The sequence below is a fragment of the Streptomyces sp. SudanB5_2050 genome (assembly GCF_964272335.1).
GTDB lineage: Bacteria > Actinomycetota > Actinomycetes > Streptomycetales > Streptomycetaceae > Streptomyces > Streptomyces rochei.
On record NZ_OZ186760.1, the window covers coordinates 4,675,307 to 4,691,514 of the forward strand.

The following is a 16,208-nucleotide window of genomic DNA, read 5'->3' on the forward strand; positions in this document are numbered from 1 at the left end:
CCGTATCGAGGAAGGTTCAGCATGAACCGCACACGCACGAACGACCGTTACGCCCGCACCCGGAACGGCGCCGCCGTCCCGGGCCGGAACGGCGGGCGATTCGGCTCCCCGCCCCCGAGCCGTACCGGCGGGCCGAACCGCGCACAGGGCGGCCGGGGCCGCCGGCCCGCACCCCAGGGCGAGTTCGCCCTCCCCGAGACCGTCACCCCGGCGCTGCCCGCCGCGGCGGACTTCGCCGAGCTGGACATGCCCGCGGAGCTGCTGGCCGCACTCGGCGCCCAGGGCGTGACCGTGCCGTTCCCGATCCAGGCCGCGACCCTGCCGAACTCCCTCGCCGGCCGCGACGTCCTCGGCCGGGGCCGCACCGGATCCGGGAAGACCCTCGCCTTCGGGCTGGCCCTGCTGGCCCGTACGGCCGGGCGACGGGCCGAACCCCGGCAGCCGCTGGGACTGGTCCTCGTACCGACGCGTGAGCTGGCGCAGCAGGTCACCGACGCGCTCACCCCGTACGCCCGCTCCGTGCGGCTGCGGCTGGCCACGGTGGTCGGCGGAATGTCGATCGGCCGGCAGGCGTCGGCGCTGCGCGGCGGCGCCGAGATCGTCGTCGCCACCCCCGGACGCCTCAAGGACCTCATCGAGCGCGGCGACTGCCGACTGGACCAGGTGCGGGTCACCGTCCTGGACGAGGCCGACCAGATGGCCGACATGGGCTTCATGCCGCAGGTCACCGAACTCCTCGACCAGGTGCGCCGCGACGGCCAGCGGATGCTGTTCTCCGCCACCCTCGACCGCAACGTCGACCTGCTCGTGCGCCGCTACCTGAGCGACCCCGTCGTGCACTCCGTCGACCCCTCGGCGGGCGCGGTCACGACGATGGAGCACCATGTGCTGCACGTCCACGGCGCCGACAAGCACGCGGCCACCACCGAGATCGCCGCCCGCGACGGCCGGGTGCTCATGTTCCTGGACACCAAGCACGCGGTCGACCGCCTCACCGAGCACCTCCTGAACAGCGGGGTGCGGGCCGCCGCACTGCACGGCGGCAAGTCGCAGCCGCAGCGCACCCGTACGCTGACGCAGTTCAAGACCGGGCACGTCACCGTGCTGGTGGCGACCAACGTCGCGGCGCGCGGCATCCACGTCGACAGCCTGGACCTCGTCGTCAACGTCGACCCCCCGACCGACCACAAGGACTACCTCCACCGCGGCGGCCGCACGGCCCGCGCCGGCGAGTCGGGGAGCGTCGTCACCCTGGTCACCCCGAACCAGCGCCGCGCCATGACGCGCCTCATGGCGACGGCCGGCATCGTGCCGCAGATCACCCAGGTCCGCGCCGGCGCGGAGGCCCTGCACCGCATCACCGGCGCCCAGACCCCCTCCGGCGTCCCGGTCGTCATCACCGCGCCGGTCGTGGAGCGCCCCAAGCGGCGCGCCGCCTCACGCGGCCGACGCGGCCCCGCGGCGGCCCGCCGGGTACCCGCCCGGCGCACCGCCACCGACTCCGCGGCCTAGGGCCCGCCCGACCGGCCCGCCGACCCGCTCACCGCAGGAGGAACTTCTTGACGCTGCTCCAGACGCACCCCGGCTCCCCGCGCGCCCACGGCGCGCCCAGGACGGTCGCCGACACCGTGGACGTGACCGGGCCACAGGTCTGGGCCGACATGACCGTCGAGGTGGCCCTGTCCGTCATGGCCGCCGCCCGCACGGCCCACCTCGCCGTCTGTGACGAGGACGGCCGGCGCACCGGCCTGGTCACCCGGGACCGGCTCACCGCCGTGCGCGCCGGTGTCGGATACACGGACCGGCTCCGCCTGCGCGACGTCGCCGGGACCTGCGCCGGCCTCTGAGCGGCAGGACGAAACAGTGAGGGCCCACCGGTCTGCCGGTGGGCCCTCACCGCGTTCCGCGCCGCTATCGGGCGCGGGGACGGGTCACTGGTCGGAGTAGCTGAAATCGCCGACGGTCCAGGCGCTGACGTCCTCGATCGCCACGCGGTACATACCGCCGGTCTCGGGGATGCCCATCGTCCCCTGGAGAATGCGGGCGACGTGGAAGTGCAGGTGGGTGGGTGGCCCGTCCTTGCGCGCGGGACCGTCGAAGACGGCGGAGAACTCGGCCAGGTCCGTGGAGCCCGTCAGTACTTCGGACACCCGCTGCCGCCACACGGCCTCGGGGGCCAGGCGACCGGTGATCACGGCACCGTCGGTGACCACGGTCAGGGACATCCGGCTGCTCCGCCCGGACTCCACGAGGGCGGCGATGTCAACGATCAGCTCGTCAGGCTTCGGCATGAAACCGCAATGTACCGGTCCACGCGGTCCGACCGAGAGGCGGCGGGCTACTCGGCGGTACGGTCTTTCCCCGTCCCGCCCCCCGAGGCCCCTGCCTTCCCGCGTCGCAGTTCCTCGTTGATGCGCCGGGCCTCTTCCAGCTGGTCCTCCAGGATGATGATGCGGCAAGCCGCCTCGATGGCGGTCCCCTGGTCGACCATCTCCCGGGCGCGGGCGGCGATACGGAGCTGGTAGCGGGAGTAGCGGCGGTGCCCGCCCTCCGAGCGCAGCGGCGTGATCAGCCGGGCTTCGCCGAGCGCCCGCAGGAAGGCCGGGGTGGTGCCCAGCATCTCGGCCGCCCGTCCCATGGTGTAGGCGGGGTAGTCGTCGTCATCGATGCGGTCGAGCGGTGTGTCTGCGGTCATCTGCACCTTCGTCGGGGAACTGCGTAGGGGAGCCGGGTCGGAGGAATGCGTCGAGGGGCCTTGGTGCCGTACGGCACCAAGGCCCCGAGGGATTTCTAACACCATCCGTCGGCCTACTGCACGGCCGACCTTCCTGCATGCGGGCAGTCCGTCTCTGCCACGCCTCACGGACTTCTCGTCTACATCTCCACGGTAACCCCGACGACCGCCGAATGTCTACAGCGACCACTGTAGATTTCTCTCCCGCCGGGTGAACGATTGTCTGTACTCACCTCTCCCGTACCGGGTCCGTGCGACCGGCCCCGCGCCCGCCGCACCGGGCCAATGGGACGATGGCCCGCATGGCCCGTTACACGGAGGCACTGACCGTCGAGCGCGGCGGATTCCGGATCAAGGTCCCGGAGACCTGGTGGGAGTTCGACGTACGCCCGGAGTCCCGCGACGACTCGATCCGCCGCATGGTCGACGACCGCATACGCCAACACCCCGAGCTGCGGCCCTCCCGCTCCGCCTACGTCACCTTCCTCCAGAAGGCGGCGTCCGACGCGTGGAAGTCGGGCGCGCTGTACTGCGGCTGCATGGCGGAGAGCTTCGGCGGCGACACCCCGATCACCGGCTCGGTGACGGTGTCGCTGGTCGGCGGCCGCACGTCCACCGGCGACCCCCTCCCCACCGACCCGGCCGCGATCGCCGCCCGGCTCGCCGTCAAGGAGGCGAAGAAGCCCGGCGACTCCTGGCGCAAGGTGACGACGGTCGACATCCCCGGCGTGGGCCCGGCCGCCCGCACCCAGGGCATCGAGGACGTCCCCGTCCCCGGCGACGCCCTCAACCGCACGGTCCGCGCCGTCCTGATGCAGACGTACATCCCCGTCCCCGGCCAGGAGGGCAAGGTCGCCCTGGTCGCCGGCAGCAGCCAGGTCCTCGACCTCGCCGACTCCTTCTTCGACATCTTCGACGCGATCACGTCGACGTTCCGCTTCGTGGACTGAGGAGAGGGGCGAAGCCCGTGACCGAGGAGTTCGTACTCGACCTGGACGAGGGCATGCTGGGGTACTTCCGGGAGATGGCGGACGTACTCGTCGAACGCTGCGGCATCTCCCGCGCGGAGGCCGTCGCGAGGATCAACCGGCAGTACGCGAAGCTGGAGATCGGCCCGTACCCGGACCTCATGTGCCACGAACACCCGGAATTCTGGGCCCTGCCCGCCTACTACGGCCGGGACGAGCACGGCCGTCTCCCGACCGGCGACCCGGACGCCGACGCGCACATCGACTTCTCCCGACTGCCGGTCCACCCGGCCCCCGCGAAGGACTCGCCGTTCTGGACGTCGGCGGATCACTGCGCCTGCGCGGTGACGGACGCCCGGCGGGCGGCGCGCAGACGATGAGCTCGCGTACTCCACGCACCCGTCCCGCGGTGTCCCGCCCAGCGCCCTTCGTGGTCTTCGGCCCCACCGGCGCACGTTCGTTCCGCGCGAGGGCCGCGGACCTGGAAGCCGCAGGAGGACGCGTCCACCATCTCGACTCCGGCACCCTGGTGACCGAGCAGGGGATCCACCGATCCTTCGCGGAGACTCTCGGATTCCCCGGCTACTACGGCGCCAACTGGGACGCCCTGGTCGACTGCCTGAGCGACCTGTGCGGAGCGGTCACGGGTGGTGTCGGGGTCGTGGTCGTCCTCCACGACGCCGATCTGATCCTGGACGCGGAGCACTTCCCCCTCTTCGTCTCGGTCCTCTGCCAGGGCGCGGACCGTGCCAACGCGCCGGCGGACCTCGACGGAATCCCTGCGGACCGCCCCGCCCTCTCCGAGCACTTCCACTTCGAGTTCCGCGACTTCGATTCCGACAGGATCGCGCACCGTGTACGCCGACCCGACCTGACCGTCACCACGGGAGCCGACCGGGTCGCGGCGGCCCTGAACCCGGACGTGTGGCACTGACCGACTCCGCCGCGCCTGCATCGGCGGCGTTCTCATCGAACGTCCGTGCCTTGTAAGTTCACCTGTGCGTACGGAGAGGCGTGAGCTGACGGGGGTTGCGGAATGGCGGGCCACAGGCCGAGTGACTGGCATGTCCTGGACCTGGACAAGGACCCGACCCCCGGTGATCCGCAGCGGGTGCGCACGCTCGCGAAGACGTTGCACGACTTCGCCGACGACGTGTCCGAGGCGCTGCGTCTGGTGAAGGGCATGGCGGGGGATGGCGCGCTCGAGGAGTGGGCGGGCAAGTCGGCCACCGTCTTCAAGGAGGAGTTCTCCGGCGTACCGAAGAACCTGAAGAAGCTCGAGAAGTCCTACGGCATGTGCGGCGACGCCCTCGCCGACTTCTGGCCGAAGCTGGAGCGGGCGCAGGCCCTGGCGGACAAGGCGCTGCGCAAGGCGCGTGAGGCCCGCGAGGACCTCACCTCCGCCCAGTCGAGGCTGTCCTCGGCCGAGTCCTGGGTGACGCGGGCGTCGAAGGAGGCCGACAAGTACAAGGACGACCCGACCGGCAGCAAGTCGGACGCCGACAAGCCCGACGAGGCGAAGGTCCGCGCCGCCACCCGCGACGTCCAGCACGCCAAGACCGCCCAGACCAACGCCCAGTCGGCCGTGAACGACGCGCAGAGCGCGCTGGACGCGGCGAAGAAGATGGCCGAGGACGCGCGCAAGATGCGCGAGGACGCGGCCCGCGAGGCCAAGACGAAGATCGACGAGGCGTCGGACGCCGGCATCCAGAACCGCTCCTGGTGGGAGGAGGTCGGCGACTGGTTCACCGACAACTGGGACGAGATCGTCGCCGTCTGCAAGGTCGTCGTCGCGGTCGTCGGCATCGTCGCGATGATCATCGGCGGCCCGATCCTCGGCGCGATCGTGCTGGTCGCCGCCCTCGTCGTCCTGGCCGACACGCTCTACAAATACAGCAAGGGGCAAGCGTCCCTGTGGGACGTGGGGCTCGCTGCCCTGGACTGCATACCCGGCATGAAGGGCCTGACCACGCTGGGCGGACTCGCCAAGGGCGCGAAGGCACTGGGCAAGACCGGGCTCAAAGGCATGGCTCTCGGTGTGAAGGGGCTGGGCAGGAGCACTCGGTCGCTCGGCCGGCAGATGAAGAAGCTGCTGACGCGCGGCGACCCGGTCGACATGGCCACCGGCGAGATGGTCATGTCGGCGACCGATGTGTCCTTGGACGGGATGCTGCCGCTGCTCTTCGAACGGCACTACCGCACCGGCACTCAGGGTGGGCGGCTGCTCGGACGGACCTGGACCACGACACTCGACCAGCGTCTCGTCCTGGACCCGTCCGGGGTGCGCTACGTGGCCGAGGACGGAATGATCCTTACCTACCCGGTTCCGGAGCCCGACGTGCCCGTACTCCCGGTCGAGGGCCCGCCGTGGCCCATGGCCTGGGACGGCACTCCCGAGGGCGAGGTCACCGTGCACCGTCCCGAGGACGGGCGGACCATGGTCTTCCGGCCCCTGCCGCAGTGCCCGCCCGCCGAACTCCCGCTCATGGCCATCAGGGACCGCAACGACAACACGATCAGGGTCTCGTACACGGCCGACGGCACTCCGGAGGAGATCGCACACCACGGCGGATACCGCATCGGCGTGACCTGTGAAAGCGGCAGGATCACAGCGTTGTCCCTGGACAGCGATCCGGAACGGCCCGTTCTGATCCGCTACGGTTACGACACGGTCGGCAACCTCGCCTCGGTCATCAACTCCTCGGGTCTCCCGCTGCGCTTCTACTACGACGAGCGTCGCCGCATGACGCGCTGGGAGGACCGGAACGGAGCCTGGTACCGCTTCGCCTACGACGACGCCGGACGCTGCACCGCCGGCCAGGGGACCAACGGGTTCCTGGACTACACGTTCACCTATGACGACGAGGCGCACCGCACCACCGCCGTCGACTCGCTGGGCCACATCACGGTCTACCAGTTCAACGATGCCTTCCAACTGGTCGCCGAGACGGATTCGCTGGGGCACGTGGTCCGGCAGGAATGGAACCGGCGCGATCAACTCGTCTCCCGTACCGACCCGCTGGGCCGGACCACCCGGATGGAGTGGGACGCGGCCGGGAATCTCGAAGCCATCCACCTGCCCGACGGCTCCACCTCCACCGCGCGATTCAACGAGCTCAACCTTCTCGTCGAGCTGACCGGCTACGACGGGTCAGTGGTCCGCCAGGAGTGGGACGACCGGGGCAACTGCACGGCCGTGACCCAACCCGACGGATCGACCGTGACGTTCACCCACGACAGGACGGGTGCCCTCACCTCTCTCACCGACCAACTGGGAGCGGTGCAGTCCTTCACCAACAACGCGGCCGGGCAGCCACTGTCCGCGACGGACCCGCTCGGATCCGTCTGGCACTACACCTACGACACCTTCGGCCGCAGTGCCACCGTCACCGATCCCCTGGGTTCGACCACCGTGACGACCTGGACCATCGAGGGCCATCAGGCATCCCGGCGCGACCCGGACGGCAACGGTGAACACTGGACCTACGACGGCGAGGGAAACTGCGTCGCCCACACCGACGCGCTGGGCCAGGTCACCCGCTTCACCTATGGCCCGTTCGACCTGCTGACGTCCCGGACGACATCCGACGGCGCCCGGTACGACTTCGTCCACGACACCGAGCTGCGTCTCGTCCAGGTCGGTGGTCCGCGAGGAGCCACCTGGGACTACGTGCACGATGCGGCAGGCCGACTGGTCGCGGAGACGGACTTCGAGGGCCGGACGCTGACGTACGTGTACGACGCGGCCGGGCAACTGCTCAGCCGTACCAACCCGCTGGGTCAGACGACGGCCTTCCGCTACGACAGCGTGGGCAACCAGGTGGAGAAGACGGTCGACGACTCGGCCACGACCGTCTTCACCCACGACGCCGCCGGTCGGCTCCTCGGCGCCACCGGAGCGGACGCCACGCTCGGCTACGTCTACGACGCCGCCGGACGCATCACGAGCGAATCGATCGACGGGCGCGCGACTACGACGGAGTACGACGGGCTCGGCCGGCGGACGCGCCGTACGACGCCGAGCGGAGTCACCACCCGCTACGCATACGACGCGGCGGGCAACCGCACCGTTCTCACCGCCTCCGGACGGGCCCTGGTCTCCTCGTACGACGCCGCCGGACGGGAGACCACGCGGCGGCTGGGACGGTCCGGCCTCGTCCTCGCGCAGTCCTGGGACACCGAGGACCGTCTCACGGGCCAGACGGTGTCCGGCGCGCCGCCGGCCAGGCCCCTCAAGCAGCAGACGTACACCTACCGGGCCGACGGCTGCGTGACGGCGCTGGACGAACAGGGAGCCGGACGGCGCACGTTCGACGTCGACACGATGGGACGCGTCACCGCCGTCCGCGCGCCGGACTGGACCGAGACCTACGCGTACGACGAGGCGGGCAACCAGACCTGGGCGTCGTGGCCCGAGGGGCAGCCCGTCCCGGAAGAGCGCGGGGAGCGCGAACACTCGGGTCACCGGGTCTTGCGAGCCGGTTCGGTCCGCTACGAGTACGACGCGGCGGGCCGCGTGACCATTCGCCGTAAGATCCGTCTCTCCCGCAAACCCGACGTCTGGCGTTACACCTGGGACGCCGAGGACCGCCTGATCTCCGTAGTCACGCCCGACGGGACGCTGTGGCGCTACCGATACGACTCCCTCGGGCGCCGCGTCGCGAAGTTCCGCATGGACACCGACGGAACGACGGTGGTGGAGGAGACCCGCTTCACCTGGGACGGCCCGCACCTGGTGGAGCAGAGCACGCGCACGCACGACGGTCCGGAGGAGCACTCGCTCACCTGGGACCGCGAAGGAGTGCGCCCCGTCGCGCAGACCGAACGCGTCACACTGGCCCACGCCCCTCAGGAAGTCGTCGACGAACGGTTCTTTGCCGTCGTCACCGATCTCGTCGGTACGCCGACTGAGCTCGTCTCCGAAGAGGGCGACCTCGTGTGGCGCTCCAAGGGCACACTCTGGGGACTCACTGCCCCCGACCCGGACGCCACGGCGTACACGCCGCTGCGCTTTCCCGGGCAGTACTTCGACGAGGAGACAGGGCTCCACCACAACTATTTCCGGCTGTACGACCCGGCGACGGGGGCCTATATCAGTCCCGACCCCTTGGGGACGGAGGCCGGCCCGAATCCGTACCGCTACGCCCTGAACCCGCTGCTCTGGATCGACTACCTGGGCCTTCTCACGTGTCGGCAGAACGCACGGAGACTGCGGAGGAACATGAGGCTCGAGGGGCGCCAGGTTCCGCGCGGCCATGCCGCTGCCCATATCGTTCCGTCCGGAGGCACTGCGGGCCACTGGGTACCCGGAGCCCGCAGTCGTGCACTGCTGGAGAGGTATGGAGTCGATGTCAACGACGCGGCCAACGGAATCCCGCTCGGTCACCCGTCGCCCCACAACTACACCCACCGTGAGCCCTTCCTGCGCCGAGTCAACCAACACCTCGAACAGGTCGTGCGTGATGGCGTGGACCAGGGAATGGGTGTCCGTGCCATCCGCGCCCAGCTCCGTCGGGAGCTGCGCGGCATCGGTCGCCAGGTCGAGGGGGAGCTGGCCACCGGCGCACCGGGGCCTGGCGCGGTTTGGACGGCGTGATGACCACTGACCGCCTCGGTGGGCCCCTCGCGGTCTACCGTCTGATGCCGAGCCTGGGAGACTTCCGGGCCCTGTCCCTGGAGGAGTACGCCCACCGCGGGCTGATCCGCTGGCTGCGCACCGGGGACCGCGCGGACCTCCCGGAGTCGTTCACCGCGGAGTGGGTCGGCAATCCGCGGCTGCGGCCGGCGGAGTTCCCGTGCGCGTATCCCGGAGCCCCCGTGTTCAGCCATCGCGTCGCCATGCTCCTCGCGGACGAGTTGTCGACGGCGGGACGGTACCTTCCGGTCTTCCCGGAAGGCAGCGACCCGGATGCCGAGCCCGACTACCTCCTGTTCCTGGCGGAGAAGGTCATCGACTGTGTCGATCGGCGCCGGTCGTCCAAGCCGAAGAGGGGGACGGGCCAGATGAAGACGACGATCTTCCTGCCCGAAGCCGTGCCCGCCGCGCTACCCGCTTTTCGGGTGCCGGAGTTCCCAGGAGCCGTGCAGTGGAACGGGTGGGCCGTCGAACGCCTTCGGGAGATCTTGGGCGCGGACCTGGAAGCCCGCCTCATCTGGTCGGAGGACCCCTCACACAAGCCCCATCCCGACCCTTGGGGCTTCTGACATGCCTCCCGAAACGGCCGCGGCATGCTTCCAGGAGCATGTCGTCCGTGGCGTGCGGCACCTGGTCGAAGCGTTTCCGGCTGGACTTCGTCCCGACATCTACGTCGTGTCCCTCCGCGTCGACCACGTCGACCAGGACCCCCGGTTTCCCTACGTCGCCGTCGGTTACAACACGCGTCGTGAGGTCCGTCGGGTGCTGGCCCACGAGTGCTCGCACGAGGGAACGGCCGCCTGGGAGTACGCGTACTGGCCGCTGGAGGGGTTCGCGAGGGTCGGCCACGTCCCCGAGGACCGGACCGGCAGCGCACTCCACCTGGCCGAGGCCGAGGCGGAGGGACTCTGGTACGAGGAGGACGAGGAGGAGGACGAGGAACGTGGCGATCGGCTCGTACACGCGTTCGACATCGCCTGTGCCGCCGCCGCCCGTAGCCTGCACGCCGACGGCTGCCTGCGTCGAGTCTTCGGCAGGGCGCTGCCCGTCGTCCTCTTCGACATGGACCGCCCCGGCTGGGAGGTGGAGGCCACCGAGGCCGTCAACCCGCCCGGCGTGATCGACGGCTTCCTGGAGCACCACCGCCCCTGAGTCGACCGATTCGCCGCCAGATCACTACGAGAGGATGCCGTCGGTGCCCCGGCAAGCTGATCCCGCACAGTCCCTTGAACAGCTCGAAGGGCAGCGCTGCCCTGACCCGTCGCAGGCCGCCGGAGGCTGGTACGACGACGACTTGCTGTACGCCGTCGTGACCCGGAGGCCGCAGGTGTGGGAACAGTCGCCCGAACTGGCTCATGAGGTGAAGGCGGCCGTTGGGGCGCTCGGCGACCCCTCACGCTACGTCCGGGACGAGGTGGAGTCCTTCCTGTCTTCGCTTCCCGAGTGGCGCCCATGCTCGACGTAGGCGCGGAAGTGCGGCAGCTGGCCGAGCTCGACCGGCTCACGGGACTGGCGGCGGCGGCCGTTCTCGACGCCGCGGGCTGGACGGGTGAGCGCAAGAATCCGGCGAAGGAGTGGGCGACGACATGGCGGCGAGCCGATGCTCATGCATGGATCCAGGGCCCGGGGCCCGTGGTGCAGCTGGAGTTCACCGTCTGGCACCGAGACGTCGATGAGGAGTGGTCGGATCCGGACACTTACATCGACGAGCTCTACGACGCGGCCACCGCGGAGCTTCCCGGGCTTGTCGCCCAGTTGGAAGCCGGTGTACCCGGAGATCGGCTGCAGCGCGTCGACGACGACCTGACCGACGGCGCGGACTACATCGACCACACCGCGTGGCGGATCTCCGGCAAGGTCGTCCTGGCCGGAGTCAAGCACGACGACACGGACGCGCCCGTGCAACTGGTCGTGGTGGTGCGCGACAGCTCAGCCGAAGCGGAGGACGACGGCGGGGAGTGGTTGTAGCGGCGGTGGGGCCGCCGAAGGAGGAGGACGCATCCGCAAGGGCCCGGGTTTGATCTCCGTCACCCCCGGGGTATTCTCTCCGGCTCGATTGGCCAGCGGCACGCCCCGTATGGCAGACTAGCGGGGTTGCTCGGTCGAGTGCCGATGCTGCGCGCCTCCCGCCGGGGGGACCGGAAGCGAGTCCCACAGTACTCGTCGCTCCTGATCAGGGGCGGACGTACGGGAATCTTCCGGGAAGTGTCAGCGGGGTACCGGCCAGGCGCCCGGTGGGCCTCTCGCTCCCGGTCCGCGGTTCCGGAAGGGCCCGCACTTCCCCCAGCAGGGATGTTCGAACAAGGGGCATCTGTGTCAGCGGGAGTGCGACACGCCCGACCGCGTGGGTCGGAGGGGGAGGGCAGCAGCAAGGAACTGCCGGGTTCCAGAGCGTTACGAGAGACAGGACTACGAAGTAGCCATGGCGGGACAGAAGATCCGCATCCGGCTCAAGGCCTACGACCACGAGGTCATCGACAGCTCGGCGAAGAAGATCGTCGAGACGGTGACCCGTACTGGTGCGTCGGTCGCGGGCCCGGTGCCGCTGCCCACTGAGAAGAACGTGTACTGCGTCATCAAGTCGCCGCACAAGTACAAGGACTCGCGCGAGCACTTCGAGATGCGCACGCACAAGCGCCTGATCGACATCCTCGACCCGACCCCCAAGACCGTTGACTCTCTGATGCGACTCGACCTCCCGGCCGGTGTCGACATCGAGATCAAGCTCTGAGGCCGGTGATCTGAGAGATGACCAAGCAGATCAAGGGCATCCTGGGCGAGAAGCTCGGCATGACGCAGGTGTGGGACGAGAACAACCGTGTTGTTCCGGTCACCGTCGTCAAGGCCGGCCCCAACGTCGTCACCCAGGTCCGTACGAACGACGTCGACGGCTACGAGTCCGTCCAGATCGCGTTCGGCGAGATCGACCCGCGCAAGGTGAACAAGCCCCTCAAGGGTCACTTCGCCAAGGCCGACGTCACCCCCCGCCGCCACCTCGTCGAGATCCGCACGGCCGACGCCTCCGAGTACACGCTCGGCCAGGAAGTCACCGCCGAGGTCTTCGAGGCCGGCATCAAGGTCGACGTGACCGGCAAGAGCAAGGGCAAGGGCTTCGCCGGTGTCATGAAGCGTCACAACTTCAAGGGCCTCGGCGCCGGACACGGCACCCAGCGCAAGCACCGCTCGCCCGGTTCCATCGGTGGCTGCGCCACCCCGGGCCGCGTGTTCAAGGGCCTCCGCATGGCCGGCCGTATGGGCAACGAGCGGGTCACCACCCAGAACCTGACCGTCCACGCCGTTGACGCGGAGAAGGGTCTGCTGCTCATCAAGGGCGCGGTTCCCGGTCCGAACGGCGGCCTCGTCCTGGTCCGCACCGCGGCCAAGGGGGCCTGAGGTAACCGATGAGCACTGTTGACATCCTTTCGCCGGCGGGCGACAAGGCCGGTACCGTCGAGCTCCCCGCGGAGATCTTCGACGTCGAGAAGGTCAGCATCCCGCTGATCCACCAGGTCGTCGTCGCACAGCTGGCCGCTGCCCGCCAGGGCACGCACAAGACCAAGACCCGTGGCGAAGTCCGCGGCGGTGGCAAGAAGCCGTACCGCCAGAAGGGCACCGGCCGCGCCCGTCAGGGCTCGACCCGCGCGCCGCAGTTCGCCGGTGGTGGCGTCGTGCACGGTCCCGTGCCGCGCGACTACTCGCAGCGCACCCCGAAGAAGATGAAGGCTGCCGCTCTGCGTCACGCCCTCACCGACCGGGCGCGTCACAACCGCATCCACGTCGTCTCCGGCGTGGTCGAGGGCGAGACCCCCAGCACCAAGGCCGCCAAGGGCCTGTTCGGCAAGATCAGCGAGCGCAAGAACCTGCTCCTGGTCGTCGAGCGCGCCGACGAGGCCGCGTGGCTGTCCGCCCGCAACCTGCCCCAGGTCCACATCCTGGAGCCGGGCCAGCTGAACACGTACGACGTTCTCGTCTCGGACGACGTGGTCTTCACCCAGGCCGCCTTCGAGTCCTTCGTGTCCGGCCCGAAGGCCAATGACACCGAAGGGAGCGAGGCCTGATGGCTATCCGTCACCCCGCTATCGCCTCCAAGGCCGCGAAGAAGGCCAAGGAAGCGCGCGTCAAGAAGGCGCGTCGGCACGCCGCCGAAGGCAAGAACACCGTCGTCACCCCGGCGAGCAAGGCGTTCACGGACCCCCGTGACGTGCTGCTGAAGCCGGTCGTGTCCGAGAAGAGCTACGCGCTCCTCGACGAGAACAAGTACACGTTCATCGTCGCGCCGGGCTCCAACAAGACCGAGATCAAGGAGGCCGTCCAGGCGGTCTTCTCGGTCAAGGTCACCGGGGTCAACACGATCAACCGCCAGGGCAAGCGCAAGCGGACCCGCACGGGCTTCGGCAAGCGTGCCGACAGCAAGCGCGCGATCGTGACCCTTGCCGAGGGCGACCGTATCGACATCTTCGGCGGTCCGACCTCCTGACGGAGGTCCGGATCGTCCGAATATCGGACGAGGACTGAGAAATGGGAATCCGCAAGTACAAGCCGACGACGCCGGGCCGCCGTGGCTCCTCCGTCGCCGACTTCGTCGAGGTCACGCGGTCCACGCCGGAGAAGTCGCTGGTCCGCCCGCTGCACAGCAAGGGCGGCCGTAACAACGCCGGTCGTGTGACCGTTCGCCACCAGGGTGGCGGACACAAGCGCGCCTACCGCGTGATCGACTTCCGTCGTCACGACAAGGACGGCGTGCCGGCGAAGGTCGCGCACATCGAGTACGACCCCAACCGCACCGCGCGCATCGCGCTGCTGCACTACGCCGACGGCGAGAAGCGCTACATCCTCGCCCCGCGCAACCTGCAGCAGGGTGACCGCGTCGAGAACGGTCCCGGGGCCGACATCAAGCCGGGCAACAACCTGGCCCTCCGCAACATCCCGGTCGGTACCACGATCCACGCGATCGAGCTCCGTCCCGGTGGCGGTGCCAAGTTCGCCCGCTCCGCCGGCGCCTCCGTGCAGCTGCTCGCGAAGGAGGGCCAGATGGCCCACCTGCGCATGCCGTCCGGAGAGATCCGCCTGGTCGACGTGCGCTGCCGCGCCACCGTCGGCGAGGTCGGCAACGCCGAGCAGTCGAACATCAACTGGGGCAAGGCGGGCCGCAAGCGGTGGCTGGGCGTTCGCCCGACCGTCCGTGGTGTGGTCATGAACCCGGTGGACCACCCGCACGGTGGTGGTGAGGGCCGGACCTCCGGTGGTCGTCACCCCGTGTCACCGTGGGGCAAGAAGGAAGGCCGTACTCGTTCGCCCAAGAAGGCGTCGAACAAGTACATCGTCCGCCGCCGCAAGACGAACAAGAAGCGCTAAGGACGGGTTGAGATGCCTCGTAGCTTGAAGAAGGGGCCCTTCGTCGACGACCACCTGATCAAGAAGGTGGACGCCCAGAACGAAGCGGGCACCAAGAACGTCATCAAGACCTGGTCCCGTCGCTCGATGATCGTCCCGGCGATGCTCGGCCACACGATCGCGGTGCACAACGGCAAGACCCACATCCCGGTGTTTGTCACCGAGTCCATGGTCGGCCACAAGCTCGGCGAGTTCTCGCCGACGCGCACCTTCCGGGGTCACGTCAAGGACGACCGGAAGTCGAAGCGCCGCTAGTCAGCGGGGTGTGAAAGACCATGACAAACACTGAAGGGACAACCATGGAAGCCAGGGCCCAGGCGCGGTACATCCGCGTCACGCCCATGAAGGCCCGCCGCGTGGTGGACCTCATCCGTGGCATGGATGCCACGGAGGCTCAGGCGGTCCTGCGTTTCGCCCCGCAGGCCGCGAGCGTGCCGGTCGGCAAGGTGCTGGACAGCGCCATCGCCAACGCCGCGCACAACTACGACCACACCGACGCCGACAGCCTCTACATCTCCGAGGCGTACGTCGACGAGGGTCCGACCCTGAAGCGGTTCCGGCCGCGCGCGCAGGGCCGTGCCTACCGGATCCGCAAGCGGACCAGCCACATCACCGTGGTCGTCAGCAGCAAGGAAGGAACCCGGTAATGGGCCAGAAGGTAAACCCGCACGGGTTCCGGCTCGGTGTCACGACCGACTTCAAGTCGCGTTGGTACGCCGACAAGCTGTACAAGGACTACGTCAAGGAAGACGTCGCCATCCGTCGGATGATGACGTCCGGCATGGAGCGCGCCGGCATCTCCAAGGTCGAGATCGAGCGCACCCGTGACCGCGTGCGTGTGGACATCCACACCGCTCGTCCGGGCATCGTCATCGGCCGCCGCGGCGCCGAGGCCGACCGCATCCGCGGTGACCTCGAGAAGCTCACGGGCAAGCAGGTCCAGCTGAACATCCTCGAGGTCAAGAACCCCGAGACGGACGCTCAGCTGGTCGCCCAGGCCGTCGCCGAGCAGCTCTCCTCCCGCGTCTCCTTCCGCCGTGCCATGCGCAAGAGCATGCAGTCGGCGATGAAGGCCGGCGCCAAGGGCATCAAGATCCAGTGCGGTGGCCGCCTCGGCGGCGCCGAGATGTCCCGCTCGGAGTTCTACCGCGAGGGCCGTGTGCCCCTGCACACGCTCCGCGCGAACGTGGACTACGGCTTCTTCGAGGCCAAGACGACCTTCGGCCGCATCGGTGTGAAGGTCTGGATCTACAAGGGCGACGTCAAGAACATCGCCGAGGTCCGCGCCGAGAACGCCGCCGCCCGTGCGGGCAACCGCCCGGCACGTGGTGGCAACGACCGCCCGGCCCGTGGTGGCCGCGGTGGCGAGCGTCGCGGGCGCAAGCCGCAGCAGCAGTCGGCTCCGGCCGCCGAGGCCCCCAAGGCCGAGGCGCCCGCCGCTGCCGCTCCGGCTGAGAGCACCGGAACGGAGGCCTGA

At 69.5% G+C, this 16,208-nt stretch carries 19 protein-coding genes; 17 read left to right on the top strand and 2 right to left on the bottom strand.

All coding sequences use genetic code 11. The annotated features are described in order from the left end of the window. The first annotated feature begins 21 nt into the window (after positions 1-21). Positions 22-1,512: a DEAD/DEAH box helicase gene (locus ACFZP7_RS20905; protein ID WP_385635194.1), complete on the top strand. Its 1,491-nt coding sequence runs from the start codon at positions 22-24 to the stop codon at positions 1,510-1,512. Between the two features lie 47 nt (positions 1,513-1,559). After that, on the top strand, positions 1,560-1,847 hold the full coding sequence (locus ACFZP7_RS20910; protein WP_385635196.1) for a CBS domain-containing protein: 288 nt from the start codon (positions 1,560-1,562) through the stop codon (positions 1,845-1,847). A gap of 84 nt (positions 1,848-1,931) precedes the next feature. Here ACFZP7_RS20910 and ACFZP7_RS20915 read toward each other — a convergent pair whose 3' ends face one another. Together ACFZP7_RS20915 and ACFZP7_RS20920 are read right to left on the bottom strand one after the other, a co-directional pair. After that, complete coding sequence (locus tag ACFZP7_RS20915; RefSeq protein WP_019329650.1) at positions 1,932-2,291, bottom strand: hypothetical protein; 360 nt, start codon at positions 2,289-2,291, stop codon at positions 1,932-1,934. 47 nt (positions 2,292-2,338) lie between these two features. Next, positions 2,339-2,695 (bottom strand): MerR family transcriptional regulator, encoded by a 357-nt coding sequence (locus ACFZP7_RS20920; protein ID WP_019329649.1) that lies wholly within the window; start codon positions 2,693-2,695, stop codon positions 2,339-2,341. Positions 2,696-3,036: 341 nt separating this feature from the next. On the opposite strand from ACFZP7_RS20920, the gene ACFZP7_RS20925 reads away from it, so the two are divergent. From ACFZP7_RS20925 to rpsC, 15 genes are all read left to right on the top strand, one after another. Continuing rightward, on the top strand, positions 3,037-3,684 hold the full coding sequence (locus tag ACFZP7_RS20925; protein ID WP_019329648.1) for a hypothetical protein: 648 nt from the start codon (positions 3,037-3,039) through the stop codon (positions 3,682-3,684). Between the two features lie 17 nt (positions 3,685-3,701). Continuing rightward, positions 3,702-4,082, top strand: coding sequence for a hypothetical protein (locus ACFZP7_RS20930; protein ID WP_125772312.1), 381 nt, complete (start codon positions 3,702-3,704; stop codon positions 4,080-4,082). A gap of 29 nt (positions 4,083-4,111) precedes the next feature. Further along, positions 4,112-4,636: a barstar family protein gene (locus tag ACFZP7_RS20935; RefSeq protein WP_385635199.1), complete on the top strand. Its 525-nt coding sequence runs from the start codon at positions 4,112-4,114 to the stop codon at positions 4,634-4,636. Between the two features lie 102 nt (positions 4,637-4,738). Further along, on the top strand, positions 4,739-9,298 hold the full coding sequence (locus ACFZP7_RS20940) for a DUF6531 domain-containing protein (protein ID WP_385635201.1): 4,560 nt from the start codon (positions 4,739-4,741) through the stop codon (positions 9,296-9,298). Continuing rightward, positions 9,298-9,906 (top strand): hypothetical protein, encoded by a 609-nt coding sequence (locus ACFZP7_RS20945; RefSeq protein ID WP_385635203.1) that lies wholly within the window; start codon positions 9,298-9,300, stop codon positions 9,904-9,906. The genes ACFZP7_RS20940 and ACFZP7_RS20945 overlap by 1 nt, the downstream gene beginning before the upstream one ends. 106 nt (positions 9,907-10,012) lie before the next feature. Beyond that, positions 10,013-10,489 (top strand): hypothetical protein, encoded by a 477-nt coding sequence (locus ACFZP7_RS20950; RefSeq protein WP_385635205.1) that lies wholly within the window; start codon positions 10,013-10,015, stop codon positions 10,487-10,489. Between the two features lie 291 nt (positions 10,490-10,780). Further along, on the top strand, positions 10,781-11,305 hold the full coding sequence (locus ACFZP7_RS20955; RefSeq protein WP_385635207.1) for a hypothetical protein: 525 nt from the start codon (positions 10,781-10,783) through the stop codon (positions 11,303-11,305). A gap of 454 nt (positions 11,306-11,759) precedes the next feature. Continuing rightward, complete coding sequence (gene rpsJ / locus ACFZP7_RS20960) at positions 11,760-12,068, top strand: 30S ribosomal protein S10 (protein ID WP_003948644.1); 309 nt, start codon at positions 11,760-11,762, stop codon at positions 12,066-12,068. Between the two features lie 17 nt (positions 12,069-12,085). Further along, a complete protein-coding gene (rplC, locus tag ACFZP7_RS20965) occupies positions 12,086-12,730 on the top strand; it encodes a 50S ribosomal protein L3 (RefSeq protein ID WP_019329642.1) in 645 nt (214 codons plus the stop codon). 8 nt (positions 12,731-12,738) lie between these two features. Further along, on the top strand, positions 12,739-13,395 hold the full coding sequence (rplD, locus tag ACFZP7_RS20970; RefSeq protein ID WP_019329641.1) for a 50S ribosomal protein L4: 657 nt from the start codon (positions 12,739-12,741) through the stop codon (positions 13,393-13,395). Beyond that, the gene (gene rplW / locus ACFZP7_RS20975; RefSeq protein WP_019329640.1) at positions 13,395-13,814 is read left to right on the top strand and encodes a 50S ribosomal protein L23; all 420 of its coding nucleotides are present in this window, start codon (positions 13,395-13,397) and stop codon (positions 13,812-13,814) included. The genes rplD and rplW overlap by 1 nt, the downstream gene beginning before the upstream one ends. A 41-nt stretch (positions 13,815-13,855) precedes the next feature. After that, on the top strand, positions 13,856-14,692 hold the full coding sequence (rplB, locus tag ACFZP7_RS20980; protein WP_019329639.1) for a 50S ribosomal protein L2: 837 nt from the start codon (positions 13,856-13,858) through the stop codon (positions 14,690-14,692). A gap of 12 nt (positions 14,693-14,704) precedes the next feature. Then, on the top strand, positions 14,705-14,986 hold the full coding sequence (gene rpsS / locus ACFZP7_RS20985; RefSeq protein WP_010036728.1) for a 30S ribosomal protein S19: 282 nt from the start codon (positions 14,705-14,707) through the stop codon (positions 14,984-14,986). 44 nt (positions 14,987-15,030) lie between these two features. Next, entirely contained in the window at positions 15,031-15,378 is a 348-nt protein-coding gene (rplV, locus tag ACFZP7_RS20990) for a 50S ribosomal protein L22 (RefSeq protein ID WP_019329637.1), read from the top strand. Then, positions 15,378-16,208: a 30S ribosomal protein S3 gene (rpsC, locus tag ACFZP7_RS20995; RefSeq protein ID WP_019329636.1), complete on the top strand. Its 831-nt coding sequence runs from the start codon at positions 15,378-15,380 to the stop codon at positions 16,206-16,208. Before rplV ends, rpsC begins: the two co-directional genes overlap by 1 nt.

Excerpts from the sequence above, each read along its gene's own strand:
- ACFZP7_RS20915 (WP_019329650.1), bottom strand. The coding sequence starts at position 2,291 with ATGCCGAAGCCTGACGAGCTGATCGTTGACATCGCCGCCCTCGTGGAG.
- rplV (WP_019329637.1), top strand. The coding sequence starts at position 15,031 with ATGGAAGCCAGGGCCCAGGCGCGGTACATCCGCGTCACGCCCATGAAG.
- rplB (WP_019329639.1), top strand. The coding sequence starts at position 13,856 with ATGGGAATCCGCAAGTACAAGCCGACGACGCCGGGCCGCCGTGGCTCC.
- ACFZP7_RS20905 (WP_385635194.1), top strand. The coding sequence starts at position 22 with ATGAACCGCACACGCACGAACGACCGTTACGCCCGCACCCGGAACGGC.
- rplC (WP_019329642.1), top strand. The coding sequence starts at position 12,086 with ATGACCAAGCAGATCAAGGGCATCCTGGGCGAGAAGCTCGGCATGACG.
- rplW (WP_019329640.1), top strand. The coding sequence starts at position 13,395 with ATGGCTATCCGTCACCCCGCTATCGCCTCCAAGGCCGCGAAGAAGGCC.
- ACFZP7_RS20920 (WP_019329649.1), bottom strand. The coding sequence starts at position 2,695 with ATGACCGCAGACACACCGCTCGACCGCATCGATGACGACGACTACCCC.
- ACFZP7_RS20945 (WP_385635203.1), top strand. The coding sequence starts at position 9,298 with ATGACCACTGACCGCCTCGGTGGGCCCCTCGCGGTCTACCGTCTGATG.
- rpsS (WP_010036728.1), top strand. The coding sequence starts at position 14,705 with ATGCCTCGTAGCTTGAAGAAGGGGCCCTTCGTCGACGACCACCTGATC.
- ACFZP7_RS20940 (WP_385635201.1), top strand. The coding sequence starts at position 4,739 with ATGGCGGGCCACAGGCCGAGTGACTGGCATGTCCTGGACCTGGACAAG.
- rpsC (WP_019329636.1), top strand. The coding sequence starts at position 15,378 with ATGGGCCAGAAGGTAAACCCGCACGGGTTCCGGCTCGGTGTCACGACC.
- ACFZP7_RS20925 (WP_019329648.1), top strand. The coding sequence starts at position 3,037 with ATGGCCCGTTACACGGAGGCACTGACCGTCGAGCGCGGCGGATTCCGG.
- rpsJ (WP_003948644.1), top strand. The coding sequence starts at position 11,760 with ATGGCGGGACAGAAGATCCGCATCCGGCTCAAGGCCTACGACCACGAG.
- rplD (WP_019329641.1), top strand. The coding sequence starts at position 12,739 with ATGAGCACTGTTGACATCCTTTCGCCGGCGGGCGACAAGGCCGGTACC.